25 protein-coding genes and 1 pseudogene are annotated in these 22,041 nt (G+C 61.8%); 19 read left to right on the plus strand and 7 right to left on the minus strand.

All coding sequences use genetic code 11. The annotated features are described in order from the left end of the window. Window positions 1–333 precede the first annotated feature (333 nt). The 4 genes from VNX23_RS29945 to VNX23_RS29960 all read right to left on the minus strand — a co-directional run bounded on the left by VNX23_RS29945 (window position 334) and on the right by VNX23_RS29960 (window position 3,656). Window positions 334–510, minus strand: coding sequence for a hypothetical protein (locus VNX23_RS29945; RefSeq protein WP_325635317.1), 177 nt, complete (start codon window positions 508–510; stop codon window positions 334–336). A gap of 230 nt (window positions 511–740) precedes the next feature. After that, entirely contained in the window at window positions 741–1,190 is a 450-nt protein-coding gene (locus tag VNX23_RS29950) for a hypothetical protein (RefSeq protein ID WP_325635319.1), read from the minus strand. Window positions 1,191–1,317: 127 nt separating this feature from the next. Further along, window positions 1,318–2,874 (minus strand): ABC transporter permease/substrate-binding protein, encoded by a 1,557-nt coding sequence (locus VNX23_RS29955; protein WP_325635321.1) that lies wholly within the window; start codon window positions 2,872–2,874, stop codon window positions 1,318–1,320. Further along, window positions 2,871–3,656 (minus strand): ATP-binding cassette domain-containing protein, encoded by a 786-nt coding sequence (locus tag VNX23_RS29960; protein ID WP_414643110.1) that lies wholly within the window; start codon window positions 3,654–3,656, stop codon window positions 2,871–2,873. The genes VNX23_RS29955 and VNX23_RS29960 overlap by 4 nt, the downstream gene beginning before the upstream one ends. Window positions 3,657–3,961: 305 nt before the next feature. Between VNX23_RS29960 and VNX23_RS29965 the strand changes: the two genes are divergently transcribed. The 17 genes and pseudogenes from VNX23_RS29965 to VNX23_RS30045 all read left to right on the plus strand — a co-directional run bounded on the left by VNX23_RS29965 (window position 3,962) and on the right by VNX23_RS30045 (window position 17,959). Next, a complete protein-coding gene (locus VNX23_RS29965) occupies window positions 3,962–4,789 on the plus strand; it encodes an ABC transporter ATP-binding protein (RefSeq protein WP_325635325.1) in 828 nt (275 codons plus the stop codon). Between the two features lie 316 nt (window positions 4,790–5,105). Further along, entirely contained in the window at window positions 5,106–5,672 is a 567-nt protein-coding gene (locus tag VNX23_RS29970) for a YbhB/YbcL family Raf kinase inhibitor-like protein (RefSeq protein ID WP_325635327.1), read from the plus strand. Between the two features lie 192 nt (window positions 5,673–5,864). Further along, window positions 5,865–6,653, plus strand: a complete 789-nt coding sequence (locus tag VNX23_RS29975; RefSeq protein ID WP_325635329.1) for an ABC transporter permease — start codon at window positions 5,865–5,867, stop codon at window positions 6,651–6,653. 219 nt (window positions 6,654–6,872) lie between these two features. Next, window positions 6,873–7,901 (plus strand): ABC transporter substrate-binding protein, encoded by a 1,029-nt coding sequence (locus VNX23_RS29980; protein ID WP_325635331.1) that lies wholly within the window; start codon window positions 6,873–6,875, stop codon window positions 7,899–7,901. A 33-nt stretch (window positions 7,902–7,934) separates the two neighbouring features. Then, window positions 7,935–8,636: an NUDIX hydrolase gene (locus VNX23_RS29985; RefSeq protein WP_325635333.1), complete on the plus strand. Its 702-nt coding sequence runs from the start codon at window positions 7,935–7,937 to the stop codon at window positions 8,634–8,636. Window positions 8,637–8,753: 117 nt separating this feature from the next. Continuing rightward, complete coding sequence (locus VNX23_RS29990; protein ID WP_325635335.1) at window positions 8,754–10,064, plus strand: ABC transporter substrate-binding protein; 1,311 nt, start codon at window positions 8,754–8,756, stop codon at window positions 10,062–10,064. Between the two features lie 282 nt (window positions 10,065–10,346). Next, complete coding sequence (locus VNX23_RS29995) at window positions 10,347–11,126, plus strand: ABC transporter ATP-binding protein (RefSeq protein ID WP_325635337.1); 780 nt, start codon at window positions 10,347–10,349, stop codon at window positions 11,124–11,126. After that, entirely contained in the window at window positions 11,119–11,823 is a 705-nt protein-coding gene (locus tag VNX23_RS30000) for an ABC transporter ATP-binding protein (RefSeq protein ID WP_325635339.1), read from the plus strand. The genes VNX23_RS29995 and VNX23_RS30000 overlap by 8 nt, the downstream gene beginning before the upstream one ends. A gap of 226 nt (window positions 11,824–12,049) precedes the next feature. Next, entirely contained in the window at window positions 12,050–12,931 is an 882-nt protein-coding gene (locus tag VNX23_RS30005; RefSeq protein WP_325635341.1) for a branched-chain amino acid ABC transporter permease, read from the plus strand. Continuing rightward, window positions 12,928–14,002 (plus strand): annotated as a pseudogene (locus VNX23_RS30010) (branched-chain amino acid ABC transporter permease). Before VNX23_RS30005 ends, VNX23_RS30010 begins: the two are co-directional and overlap by 4 nt. After that, window positions 13,902–14,870: a polyphosphate kinase 2 family protein gene (locus VNX23_RS30015; RefSeq protein WP_325635343.1), complete on the plus strand. Its 969-nt coding sequence runs from the start codon at window positions 13,902–13,904 to the stop codon at window positions 14,868–14,870. Before VNX23_RS30010 ends, VNX23_RS30015 begins: the two are co-directional and overlap by 101 nt. 90 nt (window positions 14,871–14,960) lie before the next feature. After that, on the plus strand, window positions 14,961–15,176 hold the full coding sequence (locus VNX23_RS30020; RefSeq protein ID WP_325635345.1) for a hypothetical protein: 216 nt from the start codon (window positions 14,961–14,963) through the stop codon (window positions 15,174–15,176). A 127-nt stretch (window positions 15,177–15,303) separates the two neighbouring features. Then, a complete protein-coding gene (locus VNX23_RS30025) occupies window positions 15,304–15,729 on the plus strand; it encodes a YeeE/YedE family protein (protein ID WP_325635347.1) in 426 nt (141 codons plus the stop codon). Between the two features lie 7 nt (window positions 15,730–15,736). Then, window positions 15,737–16,186, plus strand: a complete 450-nt coding sequence (locus VNX23_RS30030; protein ID WP_325635349.1) for a YeeE/YedE family protein — start codon at window positions 15,737–15,739, stop codon at window positions 16,184–16,186. Between the two features lie 79 nt (window positions 16,187–16,265). Further along, window positions 16,266–16,517: a hypothetical protein gene (locus VNX23_RS30035; protein WP_325635351.1), complete on the plus strand. Its 252-nt coding sequence runs from the start codon at window positions 16,266–16,268 to the stop codon at window positions 16,515–16,517. A 252-nt stretch (window positions 16,518–16,769) separates the two neighbouring features. Further along, window positions 16,770–16,982, plus strand: coding sequence for a hypothetical protein (locus tag VNX23_RS30040; protein WP_325635352.1), 213 nt, complete (start codon window positions 16,770–16,772; stop codon window positions 16,980–16,982). A gap of 269 nt (window positions 16,983–17,251) precedes the next feature. Next, window positions 17,252–17,959: a phasin family protein gene (locus tag VNX23_RS30045; RefSeq protein WP_325635353.1), complete on the plus strand. Its 708-nt coding sequence runs from the start codon at window positions 17,252–17,254 to the stop codon at window positions 17,957–17,959. Between the two features lie 91 nt (window positions 17,960–18,050). Here VNX23_RS30045 and VNX23_RS30050 read toward each other — a convergent pair whose 3' ends face one another. Then, window positions 18,051–18,272, minus strand: a complete 222-nt coding sequence (locus VNX23_RS30050) for a hypothetical protein (RefSeq protein ID WP_325635355.1) — start codon at window positions 18,270–18,272, stop codon at window positions 18,051–18,053. Window positions 18,273–18,596: 324 nt separating this feature from the next. Beyond that, window positions 18,597–18,725 carry a hypothetical protein gene (locus tag VNX23_RS30055; protein WP_325635357.1) on the minus strand — a complete coding sequence of 43 codons (129 nt, stop codon included), beginning with the start codon at window positions 18,723–18,725 and terminating at the stop codon, window positions 18,597–18,599. Between the two features lie 510 nt (window positions 18,726–19,235). Between VNX23_RS30055 and VNX23_RS30060 the strand changes: the two genes are divergently transcribed. Then, window positions 19,236–19,844 (plus strand): hypothetical protein, encoded by a 609-nt coding sequence (locus VNX23_RS30060; RefSeq protein ID WP_325635359.1) that lies wholly within the window; start codon window positions 19,236–19,238, stop codon window positions 19,842–19,844. Window positions 19,845–19,874: 30 nt separating this feature from the next. Here VNX23_RS30060 and VNX23_RS30065 read toward each other — a convergent pair whose 3' ends face one another. Next, window positions 19,875–20,711: a universal stress protein gene (locus VNX23_RS30065; RefSeq protein ID WP_325635361.1), complete on the minus strand. Its 837-nt coding sequence runs from the start codon at window positions 20,709–20,711 to the stop codon at window positions 19,875–19,877. A 202-nt stretch (window positions 20,712–20,913) separates the two neighbouring features. Between VNX23_RS30065 and VNX23_RS30070 the strand changes: the two genes are divergently transcribed. Continuing rightward, window positions 20,914–21,951 carry an ABC transporter substrate-binding protein gene (locus tag VNX23_RS30070; RefSeq protein WP_325635363.1) on the plus strand — a complete coding sequence of 346 codons (1,038 nt, stop codon included), beginning with the start codon at window positions 20,914–20,916 and terminating at the stop codon, window positions 21,949–21,951. The last annotated feature ends 90 nt before the right edge of the window (window positions 21,952–22,041 follow it).

A 22,041-nucleotide genomic window follows, 5' to 3' on the forward strand; every position in this document is an offset into this window, starting at 1 on the left:
CTGGTCGCCTTGATCGCCGTCGCTCGCAAGCTGCTCACAATCCTCAACGCCATGCTCAGGACCAAAACGCCATGGCAACCCGCTTGACAGCCAACACAGTCGCTCACCCCAACCCTCTCCCACAAGGGGAGAGGGAGCACAGCTGCGCTGGGGCTATAATCAAGCCGAACTTCATCGCGCTATGGTGGGACCTGCCACCTGCATCCGCTGACGATCGGCCATCGCCGAATGCAGGCGATCAGCTTCGCTTCGCAATCTTTTGAAAAAGCCAAATTCGCCCATGGGGCGCACCCGATAGCGTGATGTTCGACAGCGTCTCGCCCTCCGAGGCGATCACGCCGCGCGGTCGTCGCGCCGAAAATCTTCCTCGTCGGCGAGGCGGGTCCAGTATTGCGCGAAGCTCCACAAGCGGCGTGCTTCGTTGGCGTCCTTTTCGGTCCTGGCCTGGTGGGCGGCCTCGGCTGCCCATTTCCTGAGCTTTGACTCTTCCGCCATGTCCGCCTCGCTCAACTCGGCTTGCCCTTATGTACGGTGCAGTGCGGAAAAGGTTCAACACGCTTTTGCCGGCAGGATGCACAAATGAAAGGCACGCATCGTCCCGGCCAGTGTCGCGGTTCCGACTCTTGTACGACGTTGCCGCACGCACTTTTACGAACGTCGGAACCAAGGGACACTGGCAGCTCTACGCTTCCAGTGTGGCTCAGGATTTGACGTTCCGACAACGCACTCGCGGCGCTACACTAGCAGGGCTTCAGCGGCCGCCATCGCGCGTTGTACGCCAGAATTCCCGATATTTGCGGGTAAACCTTGCGGTAGCCGGTCACAGGGCTCGTCGTCACAACGTCAGTGGCATTGCCTTCGATGGTGATGACTTCCTGTATCTCGGCGACCGTCGAACGGGGACGCGGAAACACGACCGTTTGCGGAACGGTGCTTAGCCTAATGGGCGGCGAAAGATAATCGCCTTCGCGGAATCGTATCGTGCCGCTTCCGGTCTCCGTCGACACGAGAATCATGAGCGGCAGATTTTCGCATTGATTGACCGGCTGCGCCGGTTGAACCGGCATCGCCGCGGGCGAAGGATTGCTGGTCAGGGTCGCCATCATCAGCGCGCAGCCAACCAGCGCTGCGCCAAGTCCGGCCACTGCGGCCGAGCTTCCCGCCCGAGCCTGCGAATTCGTATTCTGCATGACGACCTCCCCATTTGATGGGGCAGGAATAGCGGGAGGATCGTCCGCCGTATGTGATCAAGCGCACATTGCGGGGAGCCCGGAAGGCAGGCCCGAGGCTGGCCGCCTGCCGAAGCGAAGTCCGGCCTCAGGGCTTTGCGATCTTGTCCCACAGCCAGCGCGCCACCGTATCCGGCGAGGACGCATCGTTGCCGCCGGCGGCGCGCAAATTGGCCTCGCGCATGTCGGAAATATCGATGCGGCCGAGCAGGGGTTGCAGGGCCGATCGCAGCGCCTGGTCGCCGGCGCGCTTGGGTGAAATCAGCACGATCGCGTCATAGGGCGGGATCGCCTGCCTGGGGTCGCCGAGCGCCACGAGATCGTATTTCGAAATCAGCCCGTCGCTGGTATAGCCCGCAATCACGTCGACTTCGCCGGAAGCGGCTGCGGCATACATGAAGTCCGGCTGCATCTGCCGCTGCGCGCGAAACTTCAGCCCATAGGCCTGCCGCAGGCTTTCCCATTCCGGCCGCGAGAAGAATTCGTAATCGGCGGCGATCGACATCGTCGGCGCCTGCGCAGCAAGATCGGCGATCGTGCGGATATGGAGCGCTTCAGCCCGCTTCTTCGGCATCACCAGCGCATAGGCATTCTCGAAGCCGAGCTCGCCCAGCAGCGTCACGCCTTGCCGTGCCAGCATCGTCTTAAGTTCGGCGAGCAATTCGGCCCGCGGCCTGGTTTCACTGATGTGAAACTGGTTGACCCACAGTGTGCCGGAATAATCGACATAGACGTCGATGTCGCCGTTGAGGAGAGCCTGATAGATCACGTTGGAGCCGAGCCCTTCGCGCGTGGTGGCGGAAAGTCCGGCGCGCGCGAGGCGCTGTGCGATCAGCGCCGACAGCACGTATTGTTCGGCAAAGGTCTTGGCACCGACGACATAGGCCGCCCTGCCCGCCATTGATGGCACCAGCGTTGCCGCAACCAGTGCGGCGATGCCGAGGGCGCCGAGGCCGGCGCGGACGCGGCTGCGCGCGCGAATCCCGATCTCGATCAGGGCCAAAAGCTGGTCCACCGCGAGCGCCAGCAGCGCAGCGGCGAGGCAGCCGAACAGCACGAACACCCAATTCTGGGTTTGCAGGCCGGCAAAGATGTAGTTGCCAAGACTGGTCTGGCCGATCGGCGTCGACAGCGTCGCGGTGCCGATCACCCAGACCGCGGCGGTGCGGATCCCCGCCATCATCACCGGAAGCGCCAGCGGCAATTCAACCGAGACCAGCGACTGCAGCTCGGTCATGCCAACGCCCTGGGCGGCCTCGAGGATCGAAGGCTCGACGCCGTTAAGGCCCGTGATCGTGTTGCGCAGCACCGGCAGCATCGAATAAAGCGCAAGAGCGAGCACGGCGGGCAGAAATCCGAACGCGGAGAAACCGAAGCCGAACCACTGAAGCGACACCGATGAAAGCGCGAGCAGCAGTGGATAGAACAGCGCCAGCAGCGCCAGCCCCGGCACCGTCTGCACGATGCTCGCAAGCCCAAGAAGTGCGCCGCGCATCAAGGGGCGGTTGCGTGCGGCGATCGCGAGCGGAAGGCTCACGGCAAGGCCGAGCGCCAGCGCCGCGACGCTGACCCGCACATGACTGCCGAGATAGTCCGGCAGATGCGCCAACGCCTCGCCCCAGCGCGGGTCGGAAAAAAGACTCATGCCGCGCCATCCCGCGGCAACAGGACGTTGAGCCGCTCGGTCTGCCGCCGCGGCGTGCGCAGGAGCTCGTTGACGTAACTGTCCCGGCTTTGCGACAGCTCTGCCGGCGTGCCTTGCGCCAACAGTCGCCCGCCGCGCATCACCGCAATACGGTCGGCGAGCAGTATGGCTTCGGTCATGTCGTGGGTAATCATGACCGTGGTCAGTTCAAGCTTCCTGTGCAGCGCGCGGTAGTCCTCGCTGAGCGCATCGCGGGTGAGGGGGTCGAGCGCGCCGAACGGCTCGTCCATCAGCACGATCTTCGGGCGCGCCGCGAGCGCGCGCGCCACGCCGACGCGCTGGCGCTGGCCGCCCGACAGTTCATGCGGAAAGCGATCGCCGAATTGCGCGCGTTCGAGCCGCACCAGAGCGAGCAGTTCGTCGACGCGTGAAGCGATCTGCTCTGCCGGCAAATTCAGAAGCTTTGGCGTGATGCCGATATTCGCATCGACGCTCATATGCGGAAAAAGCCCGCCGCTCTGGAAAACGTAACCGATGCGGCGGCGCAACGCGACCGGGTCGGCGTCGCGCACGTCCTCACCTTCGATCGTGATGTGTCCGGTGTCGGCATCGATCAGACGGTTGGCCAGCCGAAGCAGGGTGGTTTTGCCCGAACCGGAGCCGCCGACGATGCACAGGAATTGCCCCCTCTCGACTTCGAGCGAGACGTCGTCGACGGCCGTGACGCGGCCGCCGTCAAAACTTTTTCCCACATGCGCGAAGGCGATTGGAGGGGGCATCATTTCAGTCTGACCCAAGGCGTTTCATTCGCCCAGATGGATAGTCGCATGCGAACATGTGCTCTCTCTCATCCCTCCCCCACGAGCGTGAGCGAGTGGTGGGGAGGGATGACGCGAGTGAAACGAGCGTCGGGGTGGGGGGTGCAAGAAAGGCCCCCCACCCTGGCCTTCGCTTCGCTTCGGCCTTCCCTCCCCACCGCTGCGCGGGGGGAGGGATCAAACATCGATCCAGCAACACCACCCGCCGGTCCTCGTTGAACTTGTCCTTCGCAGGCGCTAAGCCACCCTCTCAACCTTGGGGGAAGCGCGTGGATAAAGCAACGCCGACGGCGGTCGCACTCGATGATACGACCGTGGCGTTTCGCCTGGTCGATGACCGCGTTTATACGGCGGTCAAGGAAGCGCGCCTTGCGGTCGAGCAGGGCGAGTTCGTCGCCATTGTCGGGCCCACCGGATGCGGGAAATCGACCCTGCTCAATGTCGCCGCCGGTCTGTTGCGGCCGCTCTCGGGCAAGGTGCGGATTTTCGGGCTTCCGCTTGCAGGGCTGAACCGGCAGGCCGGCTATCTGTTCCAGGCCGATGCGCTGTTTCCCTGGAAAACCGCGATCGATAATGTCGCCATCGGGCTTGAGATCGAAGGCACGCCGCGCGCAGAGGCGCTGGAGGAGGCGCAAGCCTGGCTCGCTTCCGTCGGGCTTGGGGCATTCGGCAATCGCTATCCGCACATGCTCTCGGGCGGCCAGCGCAAGCGCGTTGGCTTGGCGCAAGTGCTGATCCGCGATCCGAAGATCCTGCTGATGGACGAGCCGTTCGGGCCGCTCGATGCCCAGACCCGCCAGATCATGGGCAATCTGCTGCTTGAGTTGTGGAATGCCGACCGCAAGGCGGTGTTGTTCGTCACCCACGACCTCGAAGAGGCGATTGCGCTGGCGGACCGCGTGGTGATCATGTCGGCGGGGCCGTCGGCGCGGATCATCGGCGACTGGCGGGTCGAGCTGCCGCGCCCGCGCGACATCATGGAAGTGCGTCTGGCAAAAGAATTTCACGCGCTTCACCGCGAAATCTGGAGTGTCCTCAAGGACGAGGTGCTCAAGGGCTATGCGCAATCGTCGCAGACGGGCGCAGGAGCCAGATGATCTGGCGCGTGGCTTGGCGTTTTCGCCGTCCCCGCGCACGCGGGGACCCATAACCATCGGCGTTTGTTGGCAATGAAGCTCTCTGCCACCTCGGCCAACGATAGGCGGCGGCGTATGGGTCCCTGCTTTCGCCGGGACGACCTCGGGTCGGCTTGGCGAGTCACAGCCGCTGGTGATGATGACTTGCCTTGATCTCGCAGCGTCCGTGGCTACACTCCGCCCGCCAAAAGCGGCCCTCGAAGCCGACCGTCAAAGGCAAAACTCAAAAGCAAAACCCTAGGGCAAAACCCAAAGGCAAAACAAAGGGGAAAATCTCATGCTTCTACGTGCTTCAATCCTGGCCGCCTCGATCGCTGTTGCAGCCCTGTTCGCCTCGCAAGCGGCCAGCGCGCAAGGCGTGTTCACGCTGTCGTCACCGAGCTTCAAGGACGGCGAACGTCTGGCGACAAAGAACGCCGGCAACAACAAGTCCAATCCGAATTGCGTCGGTGAGAACGTTTCGCCCGCGCTGTCCTGGTCGAACCCGCCTGAAGGCACCAAGAGTTTTGCGATCCTGATGTTCGACCCCGAGGGGCGTCCGCCCGGCGGCGTCAGCCATTGGGTGGCCTACGGCATTCCGGCCTCCGTCACCGGCTTTGCCGAGGGCGAAGTGTCGAAGCCGAGCGACAAATATGTCGGCGGATCGAGCCTGATGAAGCTGCCGAACTATTTTGGACCATGCACGCCGCCCGGACCGCAGCACCACTACACCTTCACGCTGATGGCGACCGATCTCGAGCCGACGGCGCTCGCAGCCGGGCTGACGCGGGACGAGCTGATCAAGGCGCTCGACGGCCATGTCAAGCAGGCGACCGGCCTGATCGGCACGTTTTCGAAGCCGTAAAGCGATTGCGTTTGCACCCTCCAACATCCGTGGAAGGGCTAAATCAATCCTCTCGTCGTCCCCGCGCACGCGGGGACCCATAACCACCGGCGCTTGTTGTTGCAGAAGTCATTTGCCACATTGCCCAAACGATAGGACGCGGCGTATGGGTCCCTGCTTTCGCAGGGACGACTCCGGAATGGCATCTCAACCATGTCGCGCGTGACGCTTCTCGCTTTGCAGGTGCTGGTCGCGGTCGTTGGCCTCGCGCTATGGCAGCTCTTCGCCACGGTGCCGATCTTCGGCCACATATTGTTGCCGCCGTTCTTCTTTTCCAACCCGGTCGATGTCGGAGGCCAGATCGTCGACTGGTTCCGAACCGGCGTGATCTGGAAGCATCTTGCAATCACGCTTTGGGAATCGATTCTGGCTTTCGTGATCGGCTCGCTCGGGGGTGCGGCGGTCGGATTCTGGTTCGCGCGCCAGCCGATCGTCGCCGCGGTGTTCGATCCTTACGTGAAAATGGCCAACGCCTTGCCGCGCGTGGTTCTGGCGCCGATCTTCGCCCTGTGGCTGGGCTTGGGCATCTGGTCGAAAGTCGCGCTCGGCTTCACGCTGGTTTTCTTCATCGTCTTCTTCAACGTGTATCAGGGCGTCAAGGAAGTATCAGCGACGGTGCGCGACAATGCGAGAATGCTCGGCATGAACGAGCGGCAGTTGATGCGCCATGTCTACTGGCCCTCGGCGCTGTCGTGGATGTTCTCCTCGCTGCACACCTCGGTCGGCTTTGCGGTGGTCGGCGCTGTCGTCGGCGAATATCTGGGTTCCGCTGCAGGTCTCGGCTATCTGATCCAGCAGGCGGAAGGCGTGTTCGACGTCGCCGGCGTTTTCGCCGGCATGTTCGTGTTGTCGATCTTTGTCATCCTCATCGACTTCGGCGTTACCCTGGTCGAGCGCCGCCTCCTGGTCTGGCGGCCGGATGCGGGCGAGGCGAGGGGGTAGGATTCGGCGGCAAATTATATTGTCGTCCCGGCGAACGCCGGGACCCACAACCACCGGCGGATATTGTTGCGACCAGTCGCCAAACGGCATTTTCAAAACGATGAATCACGCGGTAGGGATCCCGGCTTTCGCCCGGACGACGTAGAAGAAAGTCGCCTTCTCACCGCCTCCGCGCTGCTCTATGTTGCGCCCCGGGCGAAGCGCTCACGGAGGGAAATCATGAGAATGACCTTGCAAAAACTCGCCGCGACCGTGCTCGCGCTATTCCTGATTTCCGCGCCCGCTTCCGCACAGAGCAAGGTAACGATCGCCGTCGGCGGCGGCGCCTGCCTGTGCTATTTGCCGACGGTCCTCGCCAACCAGCTTGGCGAATACGAAAAGGCGGGGCTGAAGGTCGATCTCGTCGACCTCAAGGGCGGTTCCGACGCACTCAAGGCGGTGCTCGGCGGCAGTGCGGATGTGGTGTCCGGCTATTTCGACCACTGCGTCAATCTCGCCGCCAAGAAGCAGGAGCTGCAATCCTTTGTCGTTTACGACCGCTATCCCGGCGAGGTTCTGGTGGTGTCGCCGACACATACCGCCGAAATCAAATCGATCAAGGATCTTGCCGGCAAGAAGGTCGGCGTCAGCGCGCCCGGCTCCTCGACCGATTTCTTTCTCAAGTTTCTCCTGAAGAAGAACGGCATCGATCCGGCAAGCGTCGCGGTCATCGGCGTCGGCCTGGGTGCGACCGCGGTGGCGGCGATGGAGCAGGGCCAGATCGATGCGGCCGTGATGCTCGATCCCTCGGTCACGGTGCTGCAGGCCAGCCACGGCGACCTGCGCATCCTCTCCGACACGCGCACGGCGAAGGATACGCTTGACGTGTTCGGCGGCGAATATCCGGGCGGCGCGCTCTATTCGACGGCGGCGTGGGTTGCTTCGCACGAGAAGGAAGCCCAGGCCCTGACGAATGCGATCCTGAACACGCTCAACTGGATCCACACCCATTCGGCCGAAGACATCATGGAGAAGATGCCGCCGGAAATGGTCGGCAAGAGCAGGGAGCTTTATCTCGCAGCGCTGAAGAACACGATCCCGATGTATTCGCAGAACGGCAAGATGGATCCAAAAGGAGCGGACGCCGTGCTTGCGGTATTCAGCGTCGGTTCGCCCGAAGTCGCCAGGGCCAATATCGATGTCAGCAAGACCTGGACCAACAAGTTCGTCGATGCCGCGAAGAAGACGACGGGCACGAATGCGAAGTAGGATTTTGCCACTCAGCCCGTTTCTCGAGACGGCATGACCTCTCCCGTCATCCACCGCGTCACGGCGCTCGATCTCCCGGTGCGACCTTTTGCCTGGCCGTTCGCGCAGGCGCGGCGCGCCGAAATAGAGGTGCATTTTGCAGAGCGACAGCGCGAGCGGCCGAAACTCTGGAACGGCCGCGTGTTGATCGGGCGCAATCCGGAATTTTCCGAAAGCCGCTTCAGCGCCGACTATTTCGAGGTCGATTTCGCAAGCTTCCTGGCGTGGCGCGACTGGGGATTCCCGGACCGCGGCGTCTTCAACGGTTTTGGCATGGGCGCGGTGCGGTCGTCGGATGGCGCGTTCGTGCTCGGCGAAATGGCGCAGCATACCGCCAACGCAGGGCGCATCTACTTTCCCTCCGGCACGCCCGATCCCGACGATGTCAGGGACGGCGCGGTCGATGTCGCTGGCAGCGTGGTCCGCGAGATTTTCGAGGAGACCGGCCTTGCCAGGCAGGACTATACCGCGGAGCCGCATTGGGACTGCGTGGTGGTCGGCGCGGCGATCGCGATGATCCGGCTGCTCAACCTCGATATGGGCGGCGAAGCGCTGCGCGCGCGGATCAACGCCAATCTCGCCCGCCAGCACCATCCCGAACTTTCCGCGGTCCACCTGGTGCGCAGCCGCGCCGATTTTACCGCAGCGATGCCGCGCTTTGTCACGGCGTTTCTCGAAGCACGACTTTCGACCTAATTGCGCTCGCCGGCTGCCCTGACAGGCGTCCGACGCGCTTGACATCGGTAGGCGCTACCAATGTGATAGGCGCCAAAGATACAAGAACCAAACGACGCAATCATCCGGGAGGCTTTTATGTCGGTGCGCGGGGCTGCCCACCTGTTCGGCGGGCTGTTGGCTGTGATGACGGCGCTGGGCATGGCGGTTCCCGCCGATGCCCAGGAGAAGAAGATCAAGGTCGGGGTGATCTTCGATCTGACCGGCCCGCTCGCCGGCGGCGGCTCCGAGCTGCAATATACCGGCGTCAAGATCATGCTCGACCATTACGCCAAAACCGGCGTCGAGGGCTACAAGGTCGAAGCGGTCTATGCGGACGCGCAAAGCAAGCCCGATGTCGCCATCAATGAGGCGGTACGCCTTCTGGAGCAGGAAAAGGTCGACATGCTGATGGGCTTCTTCTCCTCGGCGCAATGCGTGCCGGTGTCGGCGCGTGCCGAGCAGATGAAGAAGTTCATGTGGATCACCACCTGCATTTCCTCCGGTGTGTTCGACGGCAAGAACTACAAATACGTCTTTCGTCCGCAGGCCGCCGGCGATCAGTACGGCATGATGACGACGGACTTCATCGCCCAGAACTCGCTTTCAAAGTTCGGCAAGGAGCCGAAGGACCTTCGCGTCGCCATTATCCACGAAGATGGCGCCTATGGCGTGGACGTGGCGAAGGGCAACGAGGCCGGGGTCAAGAAGGCCGGCTTCAACCTGGTGCTCAACGAGGGTTATTCGGCGACCGCGCCTGATCTTTCCGCGCTGGTTACCAAGCTCAAGCGCGCCCGGCCCGATGTGATTTTCCACACCGGCTACAATCCCGATATCACTCTTTTATTCAGGCAGGCGCGCGAACAGGGGTTGAAGTTCGGCGCCATCGTCGGCCACGGCGCAGGCTATGGCGTTTATGAGAAACTGAAGGAAGGCCTCGGCACCGACGCCAACTATCTTTTCAACACCGATCCAATCTCGATCTGGCTCGCCAACCAGAACAACATGGACCCCAAGCTGCCGCCGGTCATCAAGATGGTCGGCGAGGCGTTCGACAAGCTCAAGCCGGGGGTAGCGATCCGCTCCGCCCACGTCGGCATCGGCGCCTCCAACGCCTATGTCTTCCTCGACGACGTGCTGCCGAGGGCGATCAAGAAATACGGCGGCGTCGATTCCGAGGCGCTGCGAAGAGCGGCGCTCGACACCGACATTCCCGAAGGCGGCACCATGCTCGGCTACGGCGTCAAGTTCTATGGCGAGGGCGAACGCTTCGCCGGCCAGAACGCGCGCTCGTTCCCGGTCGTGCTGCAATATATCGACGACAAATCCTACGTGGTGTGGCCGAAGAGCCAGATGCAGCGCGAGACCGTGCTGCCGCTGCCGAAGGGAACCACTTTCAGTAATCAGTAAATGTATTACCCGCCTTCCGGGATGATGTTCGATTTGATTGCTCCATCCGCGGACTCGATTCACCTCTCCCCGCTGGGGAGAGGTCGATTTGCGCAGCAAATCGGGTGAGGGGCCATTGCTCGCATTAAAGACCGAAACCCCTCGCCCCGACCCTCTCCCACCGCAAGTCGTGGCTTGCCCGACTTGCGCCGATTCACTATGCGCAACCGGGGTAAACCCCGGTTGCGTGGCAGAGGGAGCGCACCTTCGTCGCGGCTGCAGTAGACCAGCGGAGTATCTGAAGTGCTGACGGTGAGCGGGCTTTCGAAGCGCTTCGGCGGGTTCACCGCGGTCAACAACGTGTCGTTTAAGGTCGAGCGCGGCGAGATTGTTGGCCTGATCGGCCCGAACGGATCGGGCAAGAGCACGATCTTCAACATGCTTTCCGGCACGCTGGTGCCGTCGGCGGGATCGATCACCTTCGATGGCCTCCAGATCGCGGGACTGGCGCCGCATCGCATTATCAATCGCGGCGTCGGGCGCACCTTCCAGATCCCGCGGCCGTTTCACCGCCTGAGCATGTTCGACAATGTCGTGCTGGCGGGCTTCTACGGCCAGGGCCGCCACAGCCGCGCGAAAGCGGAAGCGGCTGCAGAGCGCGCGCTTTCCACGGTTGGCCTGCCGACGGACCGGCACATGAGTGTCGAAGGCCTGGGCGCCGCCGGGTTGAAGAAGCTCGAACTCGCCAAGGCGCTTGCGACGTCGCCAAAACTCTTGCTCGCCGACGAAAGTCTCGGCGGGCTCGACGAGAGCGAGATGGATCAGGCCGCCGACATGCTGCGCAAGATCCGCGACGAACTCGGCGTCACCATCATCTGGGTCGAGCACATCATGGGCGTCCTGATGCGCGTGGTCGATCGCGTGATGGTGCTCGATCACGGCGAGAAGATTTCCGAAGGCTTGCCGGCTCTGGTTGCAGCCGACGCGCGGGTGATCGAGGTCTATCTCGGCACTGACGCAGCTTCGAGCCAGATCGCGGCCGCCGAAGCGCGCCGCCGGGCGGAGGCGAAATCACATGCTTGAGCTGCGATCGGTCGATGCGGGGTATGGCAGCTTTCAGGCGCTGTTCGGCGTCAGCCTTCAGGTGAAAGCGGGCGAGGCGGTCGGCGTCATCGGCCCGAACGGCGCCGGCAAGACCACGCTGATGCGCGTGATCTCGGGGCTGATTTGCGCAAGCAGCGGCTCGATCGTCATGGAAGACACCGACGTGCTGGCAACGCCGCCGCACCGGATCGTCAACCTCGGCATCGCCCATGTGCCGGAGAATCGGCGGCTGTTTCCGCGGCTTTCGGTCGAGGACAATCTGAAGATGGGCGCCTACATGCCCGGTGCGCGCGGGAAATTCGCCGAGCGGCTGGATTTCGTTTTCGATCTTTTTCCGCGCATGAAGGAGCGGCGCCATCAGATGGCTGGAACCATGTCGGGGGGCGAACAGCAGATGTGCGCGATAGGGCGCGCGCTGATGTCGAACCCGAAATTGTTGTTGCTCGACGAGCCGTCGGCGGGGCTGGCGCCGGTCGTGGTGCAGCAGGTGTTCGAACTCGTCAAACGAATTCGCGCCAGCGGGCTCACGGTGCTGATCGTCGAGCAGAACGTGCAGCAGGTGCTTCGCATCGTCGATCGTGCCTATCTGCTGGAAGCGGGCTCGATCCGCGTCTCCGGAACGTCGGCCGAGGTGATGGGCACCGACACCATCAAGCAAGCCTATCTCGGGGTTTGAGACATCATGAAGTCAGCTCGAGCTGTCGCCGCGCGCACCGTTGACCTCTCCCCTGCGGGGAGAGGTCGGCGCGAAGCGCCGGGTGAGGGGTCTCAGGTTCCTCGAGAGAGCGTAACCCCTCAGCCGGATCGCATCGGTCGATGCGCTCCGACCTCTCCCACAAGGGGAGAGGTGACGATCGCGGTTAGGTCGATTCAGACAATCATCCGGCAGTAAGGTGGGAGCGATGCAGGCATTTTTTGACATCTTCGACATCTATTTGCTGGAGGCCGTGATCAACGGCATCCTGCTCGGCGGGCTGCTTGCGCTGTTGGCGCTCGGGCTTAACCTGATCTTTGGCGTCATCGACGTCACCTGGATCTGTTATGCCGAGCTCGTCATGATCGGCATGTACGGCATGTATTATCTCATCCAGTACTATCATCTGCCGTACTTCGCCGCGGCACCGCTCGTGATTCTCCTGGTCGCACTGCTCGGGGCGGCGCTGCATTATCTCGTGATCGCGCCGCTGTTGGGCGCGCCGCCGATCAACCAGCTCTTGGCGACTGGCGGCGTGCTCTTCATCCTGCAGAGCTTCGCCACCGTCGCCTTCGGCATCGATTTCCGTAACGTCGGCATCCGCCTGCCGGTGCTGTCATTCGGCGAGATGCACTTCAGCTATGCGCGGCTATTGTCCTTCGCCGCGGCGCTGGTCGGGATGATCGGCGTCTACCTGTTTATGACGCGCACCTTCACCGGTACCGCGATCCGCGCGATCTCGCAGGACCGCCAGATCATGTCGCTGATGGGCGTCGATGCCAGGCGCCTCTATCTCATCACCTCGGCGCTCGGCGGTGGGCTCGCCGGTCTGGCCGCCTGCCTCCTGGTGCTGCAATACGACGTGCATCCTTTTGTCGGCCTGTCGTTCGGGCCCATCACCTTCCTGATCTGCGTGCTCGGGGGCCTGGGCAATTTCGTCGGCGGCTTCATCGCCGCGTTTGTCTTCGCGCAGATCATCTCGCTCGGCGGCCTGTTCTCGGACCTCGAATGGGGCTATGTGCTTGCCTTCGCCTTCTTCATTGTCATGATGTTCATCCGGCCCGCGGGCCTGCTCGCGAGGCGGCGATGATGCAGCGCTACGCCATCCCGGCTGTGGGCATCGCGGCGGCGATCGCGCTGCCCTTTGTCTATCGCAATCCCTATCACCTGCACATCCTGACGCTGATCCTGATCTGGTCCTTTGCCTACACCTCATGGTCGGTCATGGGCCGGTTCGGACTGGTATCGCTCGGCCATGGCGGCTTCATGGGGGTGGGTGCCTATGTGACCGCGTTGTTGTGGAATCATCTTGGCGTTTCGCCATGGATCGGCATTCCCTCAAGCATGGCGGCGGCGGGCGTGCTTGCGCTGATTGTCGGTTATCCCTGCTTCCGCTTCCGCATCACCGGTCATTATTTCGTGCTGGTGACGCTGGCACTGTCCGGCATCGTGCTGCAGGTCATCACCGCCACGCGCGACTACACTGGCGGCTCGCTCGGTTATACGCCGAACCGCGCTACCGGCAACCATTGGCTCGCGCTGCAGTTCGACGACAAGACCACCTGGTACCTGATCGCCCTCTTGGTCTGGATGGTCGGCCTGCTCGTCTGGCGCGCCATCGATCGCAGCATGGGCCGCTACGCGATGGAGGCGATCTCGGAGGATGAAGATGCGGCCGCCGCGGCCGGCGTCAACGTCACCGCCGAGAAACTCAAGATCACCCTGATCAGCGCCTTGATGACGGCGTTCGCGGGCGCGCTTTACTGCCAGTACCAGATGTTCATTTCTCCCGACACCGTCAGCGGCATTTCGGTGTCGCTGCAGATGGTTTTTGCCGCGATCGTCGGCGGCCTCTACGTCTCACTCGGCCCCACCGTCGGTGCCGTCATCACCATCCTGCTGGCGGAGGGATTGCGTATTTCCTTTGGCGCCAATGCGGTCGGCTGGGACAACCTCGTCTATGGCTTGCTGCTGGTGCTGTTCATCATCTTCCTTCCCAAGGGTATCCTTGGTAGCGTCGTTGAGAAGCTAAAAGCGCAACGCATGCCGTCGTCGAGATCATGAGCAGGAAGTCTTCGCAAACGCTCGCCGAACAGTTGAAGCCGTTTGTCGCGCCCTTTCGCCACGACGGATCGGGCACATTCCATCTGAAGTCCTATAAGACCGACGACAAGGGCGGGCTCGACAAGGACAAGGCCGAGAAGATCCTCGAGGCCAACCGCAAACATTTGAGCGATTTTCAGGAAAAGCTCTACGCGCAGGATCGCTGGTCGCTGCTCGTGATCCTGCAGGGGATGGATGCGTCGGGCAAGGACAGCGCCATCAAGAGCATTTTCGAAGGCGTCAACCCGCAGGGCTGCGAGGTCACCTCGTTCAAGCAGCCGACCGCCCACGAACTCGACCACGATTTCATGTGGCGCGCCATGATTGCGCTGCCCGGACGCGGCCGCATCGGCGTCTTCAATCGCTCCTATTACGAGGAGTGCCTGGTGACCCGCGTTCACCCGGAAATTCTTGCCCAGGAGAAGCTGCCGCCAAAGCTCGTGACCAAAAATATCTGGCGCGAGCGGTTTGCGGATATTTGCGCGTTCGAACGCTATCTGTCGCGCAACGGCACCGTGATTCTGAAGTTCTTCCTCAACCTTTCGAAACAGGAGCAGCGCGAGCGGTTTCTCGACCGGCTGGAGCAGCCGTCGAAGAACTGGAAATTTTCGATGAACGATATCAGCGAACGCGCGCTGTGGCCGCGATACATGGCCGTGTACCAGGAGATCGTCCGGCATACCTCGACGCCCTTCGCGCCATGGCACGTGGTGCCGGCCGACCACAAATGGTTTGCGCGCGTGGTGATCGGATCTGCGATCGTCAGCGCGCTCGAATCCCTCGACCTGCACTTTCCGCGCGCCGACAAGGCCTCGCTGCGCGAATTCAAAAAGGTGCGCGAGGCGCTTCAGCACGAGGGCAAGGGGCGGAGGAAAGCCAAGACGGCGCGTTCCGGTATGACCGCAAAGACACGGTCGTCGAAATAAGCTCGGCCCTTCGCAACACCGGGAGGAAGACTGGCACGAACCCTGCATGGCCTTAAGGCAACCGGGTAATTCCTCACCAAGAAGGTCGCCATGCTCATCACACTTGTCGCCGTGCTTTGTAACGGCCAGCTATGCCTCGAGAAAGTCGTCACCAACAGCGAGATGTCGGGCATTACCATGGGTGCCTGCGCGGTGAATGCGCAGATCGGTATTGCCGACTGGCTCGCCAAGGGACCCTACCACGAGTGGAAATTGCAGAGTTACAAGTGCGTCATGGGCAAGTACGTGCCCAAAAACGAAGTGTGAAACCGCTTCGAGTCGGGTCAGAGAGGGAGTTCTCTGTCGTCGCGTCTACTCTGATCTCAGGTTCCTGATGTTCTGACGTCGCGACCCGCGATATCCTGCCGGCGCGCTGCACATCGCGAGGCGGGTCATGACGAGTTTTGCTCCAATCCCAGGCTTGATCGGCGGCGCTCTGATCGGCCTTTCCGCGGTCATGCTGATGCTCGGCATCGGGCGCCTGGCCGGTATCAGCGGCATCGTCTCGAACGCGATGGTCGCGACTGACGCGACCGACAGGCCATGGCGTCTGGCCTTCATTCTCGGCCTGCCGCTCGGCGGCATCCTGGTCACGGCCCTTGGCCTCAAGGACTGGAGCAACGTCACCTTCGCGACGAGCACGATGATGACGGCCGTCGCGGGACTGTTCGTGGGCGTCGGTACGACGCTCGGATCAGGTTGCACCAGCGGTCACGGCATTTGCGGCCTGTCGCGATTGTCCTACCGCTCCATCGTCGCCACCGTGACTTTCATGGCCACCGCCGCCGCGACCGTTTTCATCGTCCGTCACCTGCTCTAGGCACGCCATGACGCTCATCTATTCGCTTTTGGCTGGAGTGGTTTTCGGAGCCGGGCTCACGATTTCCGACATGGTCAACCCGGCGCGGGTGCTCAATTTCCTCGATTTCGCGGGGCACTGGGATCCGACCCTGATGTTCGTCATGGCCGGCGGCCTTGCCGTCACCGCGATCGGCTACAGGGTGATTTTCCGCCGCGGCTCTACCCTGACCGGCGAAAGCTTTCGTTTGCCGACACAGCGCCGGATCGACCTGCGGCTGGTCGGCGGCTCGGCGCTGTTCGGCATCGGATGGGGTCTTGCAGGCATTTGCCCGGGGCCGGCGATCACCGATCTCATGACGCTTGAGCCCAAGGTGCTGGTCTTTGTCGCGGCCATGCTGATCGGAATGATCGCCACCGCACACTGGCGAGACAGGGTGAGGCCGTTGAAGAGCCTGGCCCATCCTGAAGAGGCCTGATCCCCCTTGCCGAGTCCGGAGGTCTGGGATCAAATTGGATCGCTACGAGCCGATTGTTCAATTTTAAAGGGAGAAAAAAATGCTCAGGAAATTGCTGATAGCCGCGTTCGTTGCAACGTTTGCCGGCGGAGCCGCGCTGGCCCAGGAGAGCTGCGAGACCAAGGCAATGGGCAAGGACGGCAAGCCGCTCGCCGGCGCGGCCAAGACCTCATTTATGAAGAAATGCATGGCCGACTCCTGCGCCGCCAAGGCGGTGAGCGCGGAAGGCAAGCCGCTTTCCGGCGCCGCGAAGACGAGCTTCATGAAGAAGTGCGAGAAGGGCGGCGCTTGAGATCCGCCGTCACGCGTCAAGGTTCAACGAAGCAAGCGCGCGCCATCGACGCAATACCGCGCATCTGAAATGAGAGCCGCCTTTGGGCGGCTTTCTTTTTGGGCTTGCAGGGGGGCGGTACAGCGCTGCACCCGGGGCCGGAAGCTGCCGGCCCAAAGTTGGCCTTCTTCATTCATCGAAGCGGCGCGGAACTGCCCAAATAAGTCCTCAAAACGTCACCATCAATGTATATCCCAACGCTTACGGCAAATCATGCGAGTTAGTAAAATGGTACGTCATGATCCCCAATCGATGCCTGTGGACGAACTTCTGTACGAGGAGGATGCCGCCGGTTCCGCAGAGATTGTCACACGCGAGGACAGATTTCGCGAACAGTTGCTGATTTCGGAGCGGCTGAACGATTATTACATTCAGGTCGTCGCCGAAATCCGCGCTTCACTGGAGCGGGCCGAGGCGGAAGGCTAGCGCTCAGGGGAAGGGGCCTCTCACGCTCGACGTTGATCGCCGGCGGGCCGGCGAAAGCACGGCAATCTGCAAGCCTCCCGTACTCCGGTTCGGGAGGCTTTTTTGATCCTTGGCGTGCCTGTCTTTTTTCCGTCATCAAATTCCCTACCCATCACATCATCGCCACGCCATGAACAATTCAGCGCCGCGATTCTAACGCTAACAGGGGTGGAGTCCCTGACATCTGCCTTGTTGTTGCAACGACGAAAATTCAATGGAGTTGAAATTCAATGGCGACCAAAAGCGAGGACCAACCGGGCGGCAAACGCCGCCAGCGCAGCCCCAAACCCGATCGGCGCGCGGCGAAGGGCGACCGACCGCAGACCGCGGCGTCCGTTTCCCGCACCGATGATCAACAAGAGGGTCAGGCACCCCCGATCGCCGCATTGGCGGCGATCCCCGCGGACGCTCGGATAGAACTGCCGGTGGATATCCCCGCGAATGATCCGGCAGAGCCGGCGGAGATTATCGCAAACCGCGCGGCGGAGCCTGAAGACGTTTTCGCAAACGGCGCGGCCGAGCCGGTGGAGGTTCTCGCCAATGGCGCGGCGGAGGCGGCGGAAGCTGCCGCGAGCGGCGCGGCGAGGCGATCAGAAATACCCTTGACCGGCGAAGTCATCCCGCCCGATGCGCCATCGGCTGCCACGGGGCGGCCAACGGAAGGTTTTCCGGTCACCGTTTACGCGATCGCGATGGCGCACGGCGAATACGCGAGGCGATCGTTTCAGGAGAACAGGTCTTTTGTCGAAAGGCTCATGGGCGTGCGGTCATTAGAACAGGCCATCGAGATTCAGACCGAGTTCGCAAAAGTGGCTTACACGAATTTCGTCGCGGAATCGCAGAAGATTTGCGAACTCTATGGCGACCTTGCCCGGCAGATTTTCAGGCCGCTCGGGTTCGCCAGCATGATTACGCAGTTCAGGCGCCAGATCAGCTGAGGTCGCGGCGGAAGAAAAAATGGCCGGTGATGGCCGGCCGAGCGAAAAAGCCCCGGTTTTTCCGGGGCTTTTTTGTGGCGGAGGCAAGACGTCAATCCAGGACGCGGCCTTCATTGAGGAGCCAGGTGTGGATGACCTGCCACTTGTCGCCCCGGCTTGGCCGGAAGTCCAGCAGCGGAGATCGCTGGTCCTCAAGATCGTAGAAGAACTTCAACGTGTCTCTGGCAGTCGGCACTGATGGATCAATGTGCTGATCTCTAAGCCAACGATCCCATTCCACCAGGATCAGGGATTTTCGTACGTCTCGTCTCATTGATTGCGCGTCCTCGCCTCAAGAGGGGCCAGGCCTTGCGGCCTCGATCGTCGCGCTGGTCTTTCGGGCGTTGCTCTGTTCGAGAGCCTGGATGGTTCGTCCAGAAAACGCCTGGCCACCGCCGTGCCAATTCTTGGCGTCCTCGAATTCCAATATGATGGTAAGGGTTTAACTGTTTCTAAATGCGCGCTGCGAAGCTTTGAAAGCGGACATGACCGTGCGCCTTGGTTGAGCGCCTTCTGACGTGTCCACTTGGCCGGCGCTTTCTCTCTCCTCCCGTGATAGCCAAAGCCCCGGTTTTCCGGGGCCATTTCGATACCGCAATCAATAGCCGAGGAGCGCAAGGCCCACCCAGCCGAATGCAAAAAGGCAACATACGACCGCTGCGACTGACGCCAGGGTAGCAAGCGCTTTGACCGGCGCCAGGGTGGCAAGCGCTTTTGCTGAAGACATGACGAGAATCCCCAAGTAGTGCGATGAAAGGAACTCTGTCCAACGAACTTTGCCCAAAGATGGCGAGAATTCGCCGCAACGAAAAAACGCGATGGCTGTGGCCGTGCGGCAACAGAAATGCTTTGCCCGGAAAAACCCGCAATCGCTGCCCCTAGTGTCCACATTCCGAAGTTCGCGCCATTGTTGGGGCGAGCTCGTTTGCGAACTTCGGAATCGAAAGGACACTGGAATCCTGTATTTGCTAGTGGTCCTTTGATTCTAACATTCGCAAAAAGAGCCTGCTGCAATGGGAAGCCAATGTTAGAATCGGACCACTAGTGCGGCGAATTTGAAGTTCCTATCGGTATCGCGGCAAGTTCGTGATAGGAACTTCAAATTTAAAGCCGCTACTCAAATCATCAAGTTGCTAGAGCTCCTTTGATTCCGAAGTTCGCATAAGAGGTTCGCCACGGTAGCTTGCGAACTTCGGAATCGGAGCTCTAGTAGCGAATCGGTTGGGGACTTCTGGGCATGCGTTATTTGTGGGAGTTGGGCATCAGCAATCGCTTCTGGGTGGGGCTCGCGGGAGCTTTGCTTGCGCTGCCGCTGCTCTGGCTGGCCCTTCGCGATTCCTCGCCCGAATTCGCCAGGGATTTCGAAGAATGCGTCGAGCTGGTTCAGGCCCGGATGACGGACGGAGAAACCCGGCCCTTGATGACGAACTGCAACGCGCGCTTTGCGGGACGGCGGAAGGCAGGCGGCGGCTACAGCTATTACGACTTCATGATGGATCGGAATTTCGACATCTCGGGCCCCAATCCAACGCCTGAAGAGCGAAAGGCGATCGATCGCGCCTATATCGTCTATCTCGATGCCCAGCGACAGGAAGCCATTTCGGCCGAACTGGCGAGACGTCAGAACGAACGGCTCTGGGCAGAGATGGAGCGCGCGCGTCAGACGGTTGGCCCGCCGATGGTGTTGACGCCGACCGTGTTGACGCCGGCCGTTTCGCCCTCGGTCGCTGCCAGGCGCGACAAGCCAAAGCCGCTCTGCAGCGATGATTCACTGTCCTGCAGCTGGTCGAAGATCACCACCGCCGTGAAAAATGCCTTCGCTTCGTCGAGCAAAACGAAGCAGTAGAGGAAGCCCAGGGCACGTAACGCCTGCTTTCTAATGCGCCATGAATAATGGCAACTCGGCGTGCTGCATGATGTGGCTGGTCGCGCCGCCGAAAATCGTCTGCCGCAACCTGTTCCTTGTGAAGGCGCCCTTGATCAACAGGTCGCACCCCTCGTCCTTGGCCGCGGCGAGCACCGCCTCGCCAGTGCTGCGGCCTTCGCGCTCGATGCTCTTGAGCTGGGCGGCAATGCCGTTGTAGCGCAATTGATTGCGCACTTGATCGGCCGACGGGCCCGGCACGTCCTGTCCATCGATGACAGTCAGCACCGTCACGCGTTCGGCGAGCTGCAGCAATGGCATCGCAAAGGCATTGGCACGGGCTTGCTCCGTACTGCCGTTCCAGTGAACCATGATGTTGGTTGCGATCCGTTTCGGAGCGGTGGGAGGCGCCAGCAGGACGGGCCGGCCGCTCTCGAACAGCCCCGACTCGATCGCCCGGTTATATGGGGCTACCGTATCAGCGTCAGGCCGGCTCATGACGATCACGTCGAACGCGCGGCCGAGACTGCCGACCAGGCCTTCGCCCGGCGGCACCTCGGCGAACCAGCCATAGGCAAGTCCCTCCGCGGTCGACCTCGCAGCAACACCGTGCTCCTGCATGAAGGTCTCGAACAGCTTGCGCGCTCCCGCCGTTCCTTCCTCGCGCCGCGCTCGATAGATCTCAATCGAAAAGGTGCTGGCGAGCTCGGCCACGACAAACTCGGGAACGCCGAACCACAATGGGATGCCCTCGACATAGGCGCCGGTGCGCTTGGCCAGCAGCACAGCGGTCTCGAGCGTGGAATTCATGGCCGGGATATTTTGGGTGGGTACCAAAATCGTCTTCATCATCAACTCCTCCGCTCGTCGCAAGGAACGGCAGGGCAATCGGGCCCAACGGCACCGACTTTAAGCTAAACCTTCGAGAGGTGACCGCCAAGACATTCGGGGCTGCGGCTCCCCTCGACATTGCGTGCGGTGGCCGGTGGGGTGCGGAGCAAGACCGCGCCCGTCAGGAAAGCCGCCCGCGACCGCCGCCGTCTGCCGTGCTATGTTCGCCAAGGCCCCATTGCCAACGAGCGTGGTCCTCGAGGGGGTGATGCATGCGACGGCGGCAGTTCATCACGCTTATCGGCGCAGCAGTGGCGTGGTCGCTTGCGGCGCGCGCAACAGCCGACCCCGACGCGGCGGATCGGCGTGCTTGATGAATTTTGGCGCGGACGCATCCGAAGGGCAGGCCCGCGTCGCCGCGTTTATGCAGGCATTGCAAAAGCTGGGCTGGAACGAGGGCGACAACGTTCGCACCGAGGTCCGCTGGCCCGGAGACGACGTCGAGCGCTATCGCAAATATTTCGAAGAATTGGTTGGGCTGAACCCGGATGTCATCCTCGCGTCCGCCAGCCAGAGCGTGGCGGCGCTGCAACGGATCACTCGAAGCGTGCCAATCGTGTTCGCGAATATTGTTGACCCGGTCGGTGCAGGTTACGTCACTAGTTTGGCACGTCCGGGCGGCAACGTCACCGGATTTACTGCGTTCGAATACAGCATCGGAGGAAAATGGCTCGAACTACTCAAACAGATTGCACCGCGCGTGACGCGGATAGCCGTCATTCGCGATCCGGCCATCGCCTCCGGGATCGGCCAATTCGCTGCGATCCAATCTGCCGCTTTATCACCTGCGCTGGAGCCGAGCGCGATCGACCCGCGCGACGTTGGCGAGCTGAAACGCGCGCTCGATACGTTCGCGGGGGAGCCGAACGGCGGTCTGATTGTCACCGCATCCGCGTCTGCGACGAGCCATCACGATTCAATCAATTCGCTCGCCATGCGTCATCGCATGCCGGCGATTCATGCTTTCCGGTATTCCAGTTTAAGCGGGGGCCTTGCCTCCTATGGCCCGAATACGATTGATGTCTACAGGCGCGCTGCGATCTATGTAGATCGCATCCTCAGGGGGGCGAAGCCGAGTGAACTTCCTGTACAGGCACCCAATAAGTACGAGCTGGTGATCAATCTCAAGGTGGCCAGGACGCTGGGCCTCGAAATTCCACCTGCCCTGCTCGCCACCGCCGACGAGGTGATCGAATGAGGCGGGTACTTCGGCGTTGGGCGCGAAGCGGACATCCAAAAGTCTCCAAATCGCCGTTTCTGTGAAGAAGCTGGCCTCTTCCGGAATCAC

The organism is Bradyrhizobium sp. (assembly GCF_035570375.1).
In the GTDB taxonomy this organism is placed as follows: domain Bacteria; phylum Pseudomonadota; class Alphaproteobacteria; order Rhizobiales; family Xanthobacteraceae; genus Bradyrhizobium.

Excerpts from the sequence above, each read along its gene's own strand:
- VNX23_RS29950 (WP_325635319.1), bottom strand. The coding sequence starts at position 1,190 with ATGCAGAATACGAATTCGCAGGCTCGGGCGGGAAGCTCGGCCGCAGTG.
- VNX23_RS29955 (WP_325635321.1), bottom strand. The coding sequence starts at position 2,874 with ATGAGTCTTTTTTCCGACCCGCGCTGGGGCGAGGCGTTGGCGCATCTG.
- VNX23_RS29960 (WP_414643110.1), bottom strand. The coding sequence starts at position 3,656 with ATGATGCCCCCTCCAATCGCCTTCGCGCATGTGGGAAAAAGTTTTGAC.
- VNX23_RS29970 (WP_325635327.1), top strand. The coding sequence starts at position 5,106 with ATGCTTCTACGTGCTTCAATCCTGGCCGCCTCGATCGCTGTTGCAGCC.
- VNX23_RS29975 (WP_325635329.1), top strand. The coding sequence starts at position 5,865 with ATGTCGCGCGTGACGCTTCTCGCTTTGCAGGTGCTGGTCGCGGTCGTT.
- VNX23_RS29980 (WP_325635331.1), top strand. The coding sequence starts at position 6,873 with ATGAGAATGACCTTGCAAAAACTCGCCGCGACCGTGCTCGCGCTATTC.
- VNX23_RS29985 (WP_325635333.1), top strand. The coding sequence starts at position 7,935 with ATGACCTCTCCCGTCATCCACCGCGTCACGGCGCTCGATCTCCCGGTG.
- VNX23_RS29990 (WP_325635335.1), top strand. The coding sequence starts at position 8,754 with ATGTCGGTGCGCGGGGCTGCCCACCTGTTCGGCGGGCTGTTGGCTGTG.
- VNX23_RS30000 (WP_325635339.1), top strand. The coding sequence starts at position 11,119 with ATGCTTGAGCTGCGATCGGTCGATGCGGGGTATGGCAGCTTTCAGGCG.
- VNX23_RS30005 (WP_325635341.1), top strand. The coding sequence starts at position 12,050 with ATGCAGGCATTTTTTGACATCTTCGACATCTATTTGCTGGAGGCCGTG.
- VNX23_RS30015 (WP_325635343.1), top strand. The coding sequence starts at position 13,902 with ATGAGCAGGAAGTCTTCGCAAACGCTCGCCGAACAGTTGAAGCCGTTT.
- VNX23_RS30020 (WP_325635345.1), top strand. The coding sequence starts at position 14,961 with ATGCTCATCACACTTGTCGCCGTGCTTTGTAACGGCCAGCTATGCCTC.
- VNX23_RS30025 (WP_325635347.1), top strand. The coding sequence starts at position 15,304 with ATGACGAGTTTTGCTCCAATCCCAGGCTTGATCGGCGGCGCTCTGATC.
- VNX23_RS30030 (WP_325635349.1), top strand. The coding sequence starts at position 15,737 with ATGACGCTCATCTATTCGCTTTTGGCTGGAGTGGTTTTCGGAGCCGGG.
- VNX23_RS30035 (WP_325635351.1), top strand. The coding sequence starts at position 16,266 with ATGCTCAGGAAATTGCTGATAGCCGCGTTCGTTGCAACGTTTGCCGGC.
- VNX23_RS30040 (WP_325635352.1), top strand. The coding sequence starts at position 16,770 with ATGCGAGTTAGTAAAATGGTACGTCATGATCCCCAATCGATGCCTGTG.
- VNX23_RS30045 (WP_325635353.1), top strand. The coding sequence starts at position 17,252 with ATGGCGACCAAAAGCGAGGACCAACCGGGCGGCAAACGCCGCCAGCGC.
- VNX23_RS30050 (WP_325635355.1), bottom strand. The coding sequence starts at position 18,272 with ATGAGACGAGACGTACGAAAATCCCTGATCCTGGTGGAATGGGATCGT.
- VNX23_RS30055 (WP_325635357.1), bottom strand. The coding sequence starts at position 18,725 with ATGTCTTCAGCAAAAGCGCTTGCCACCCTGGCGCCGGTCAAAGCGCTT.
- VNX23_RS30060 (WP_325635359.1), top strand. The coding sequence starts at position 19,236 with ATGCGTTATTTGTGGGAGTTGGGCATCAGCAATCGCTTCTGGGTGGGG.
- VNX23_RS30065 (WP_325635361.1), bottom strand. The coding sequence starts at position 20,711 with ATGAAGACGATTTTGGTACCCACCCAAAATATCCCGGCCATGAATTCC.
- VNX23_RS30070 (WP_325635363.1), top strand. The coding sequence starts at position 20,914 with ATGTTCGCCAAGGCCCCATTGCCAACGAGCGTGGTCCTCGAGGGGGTG.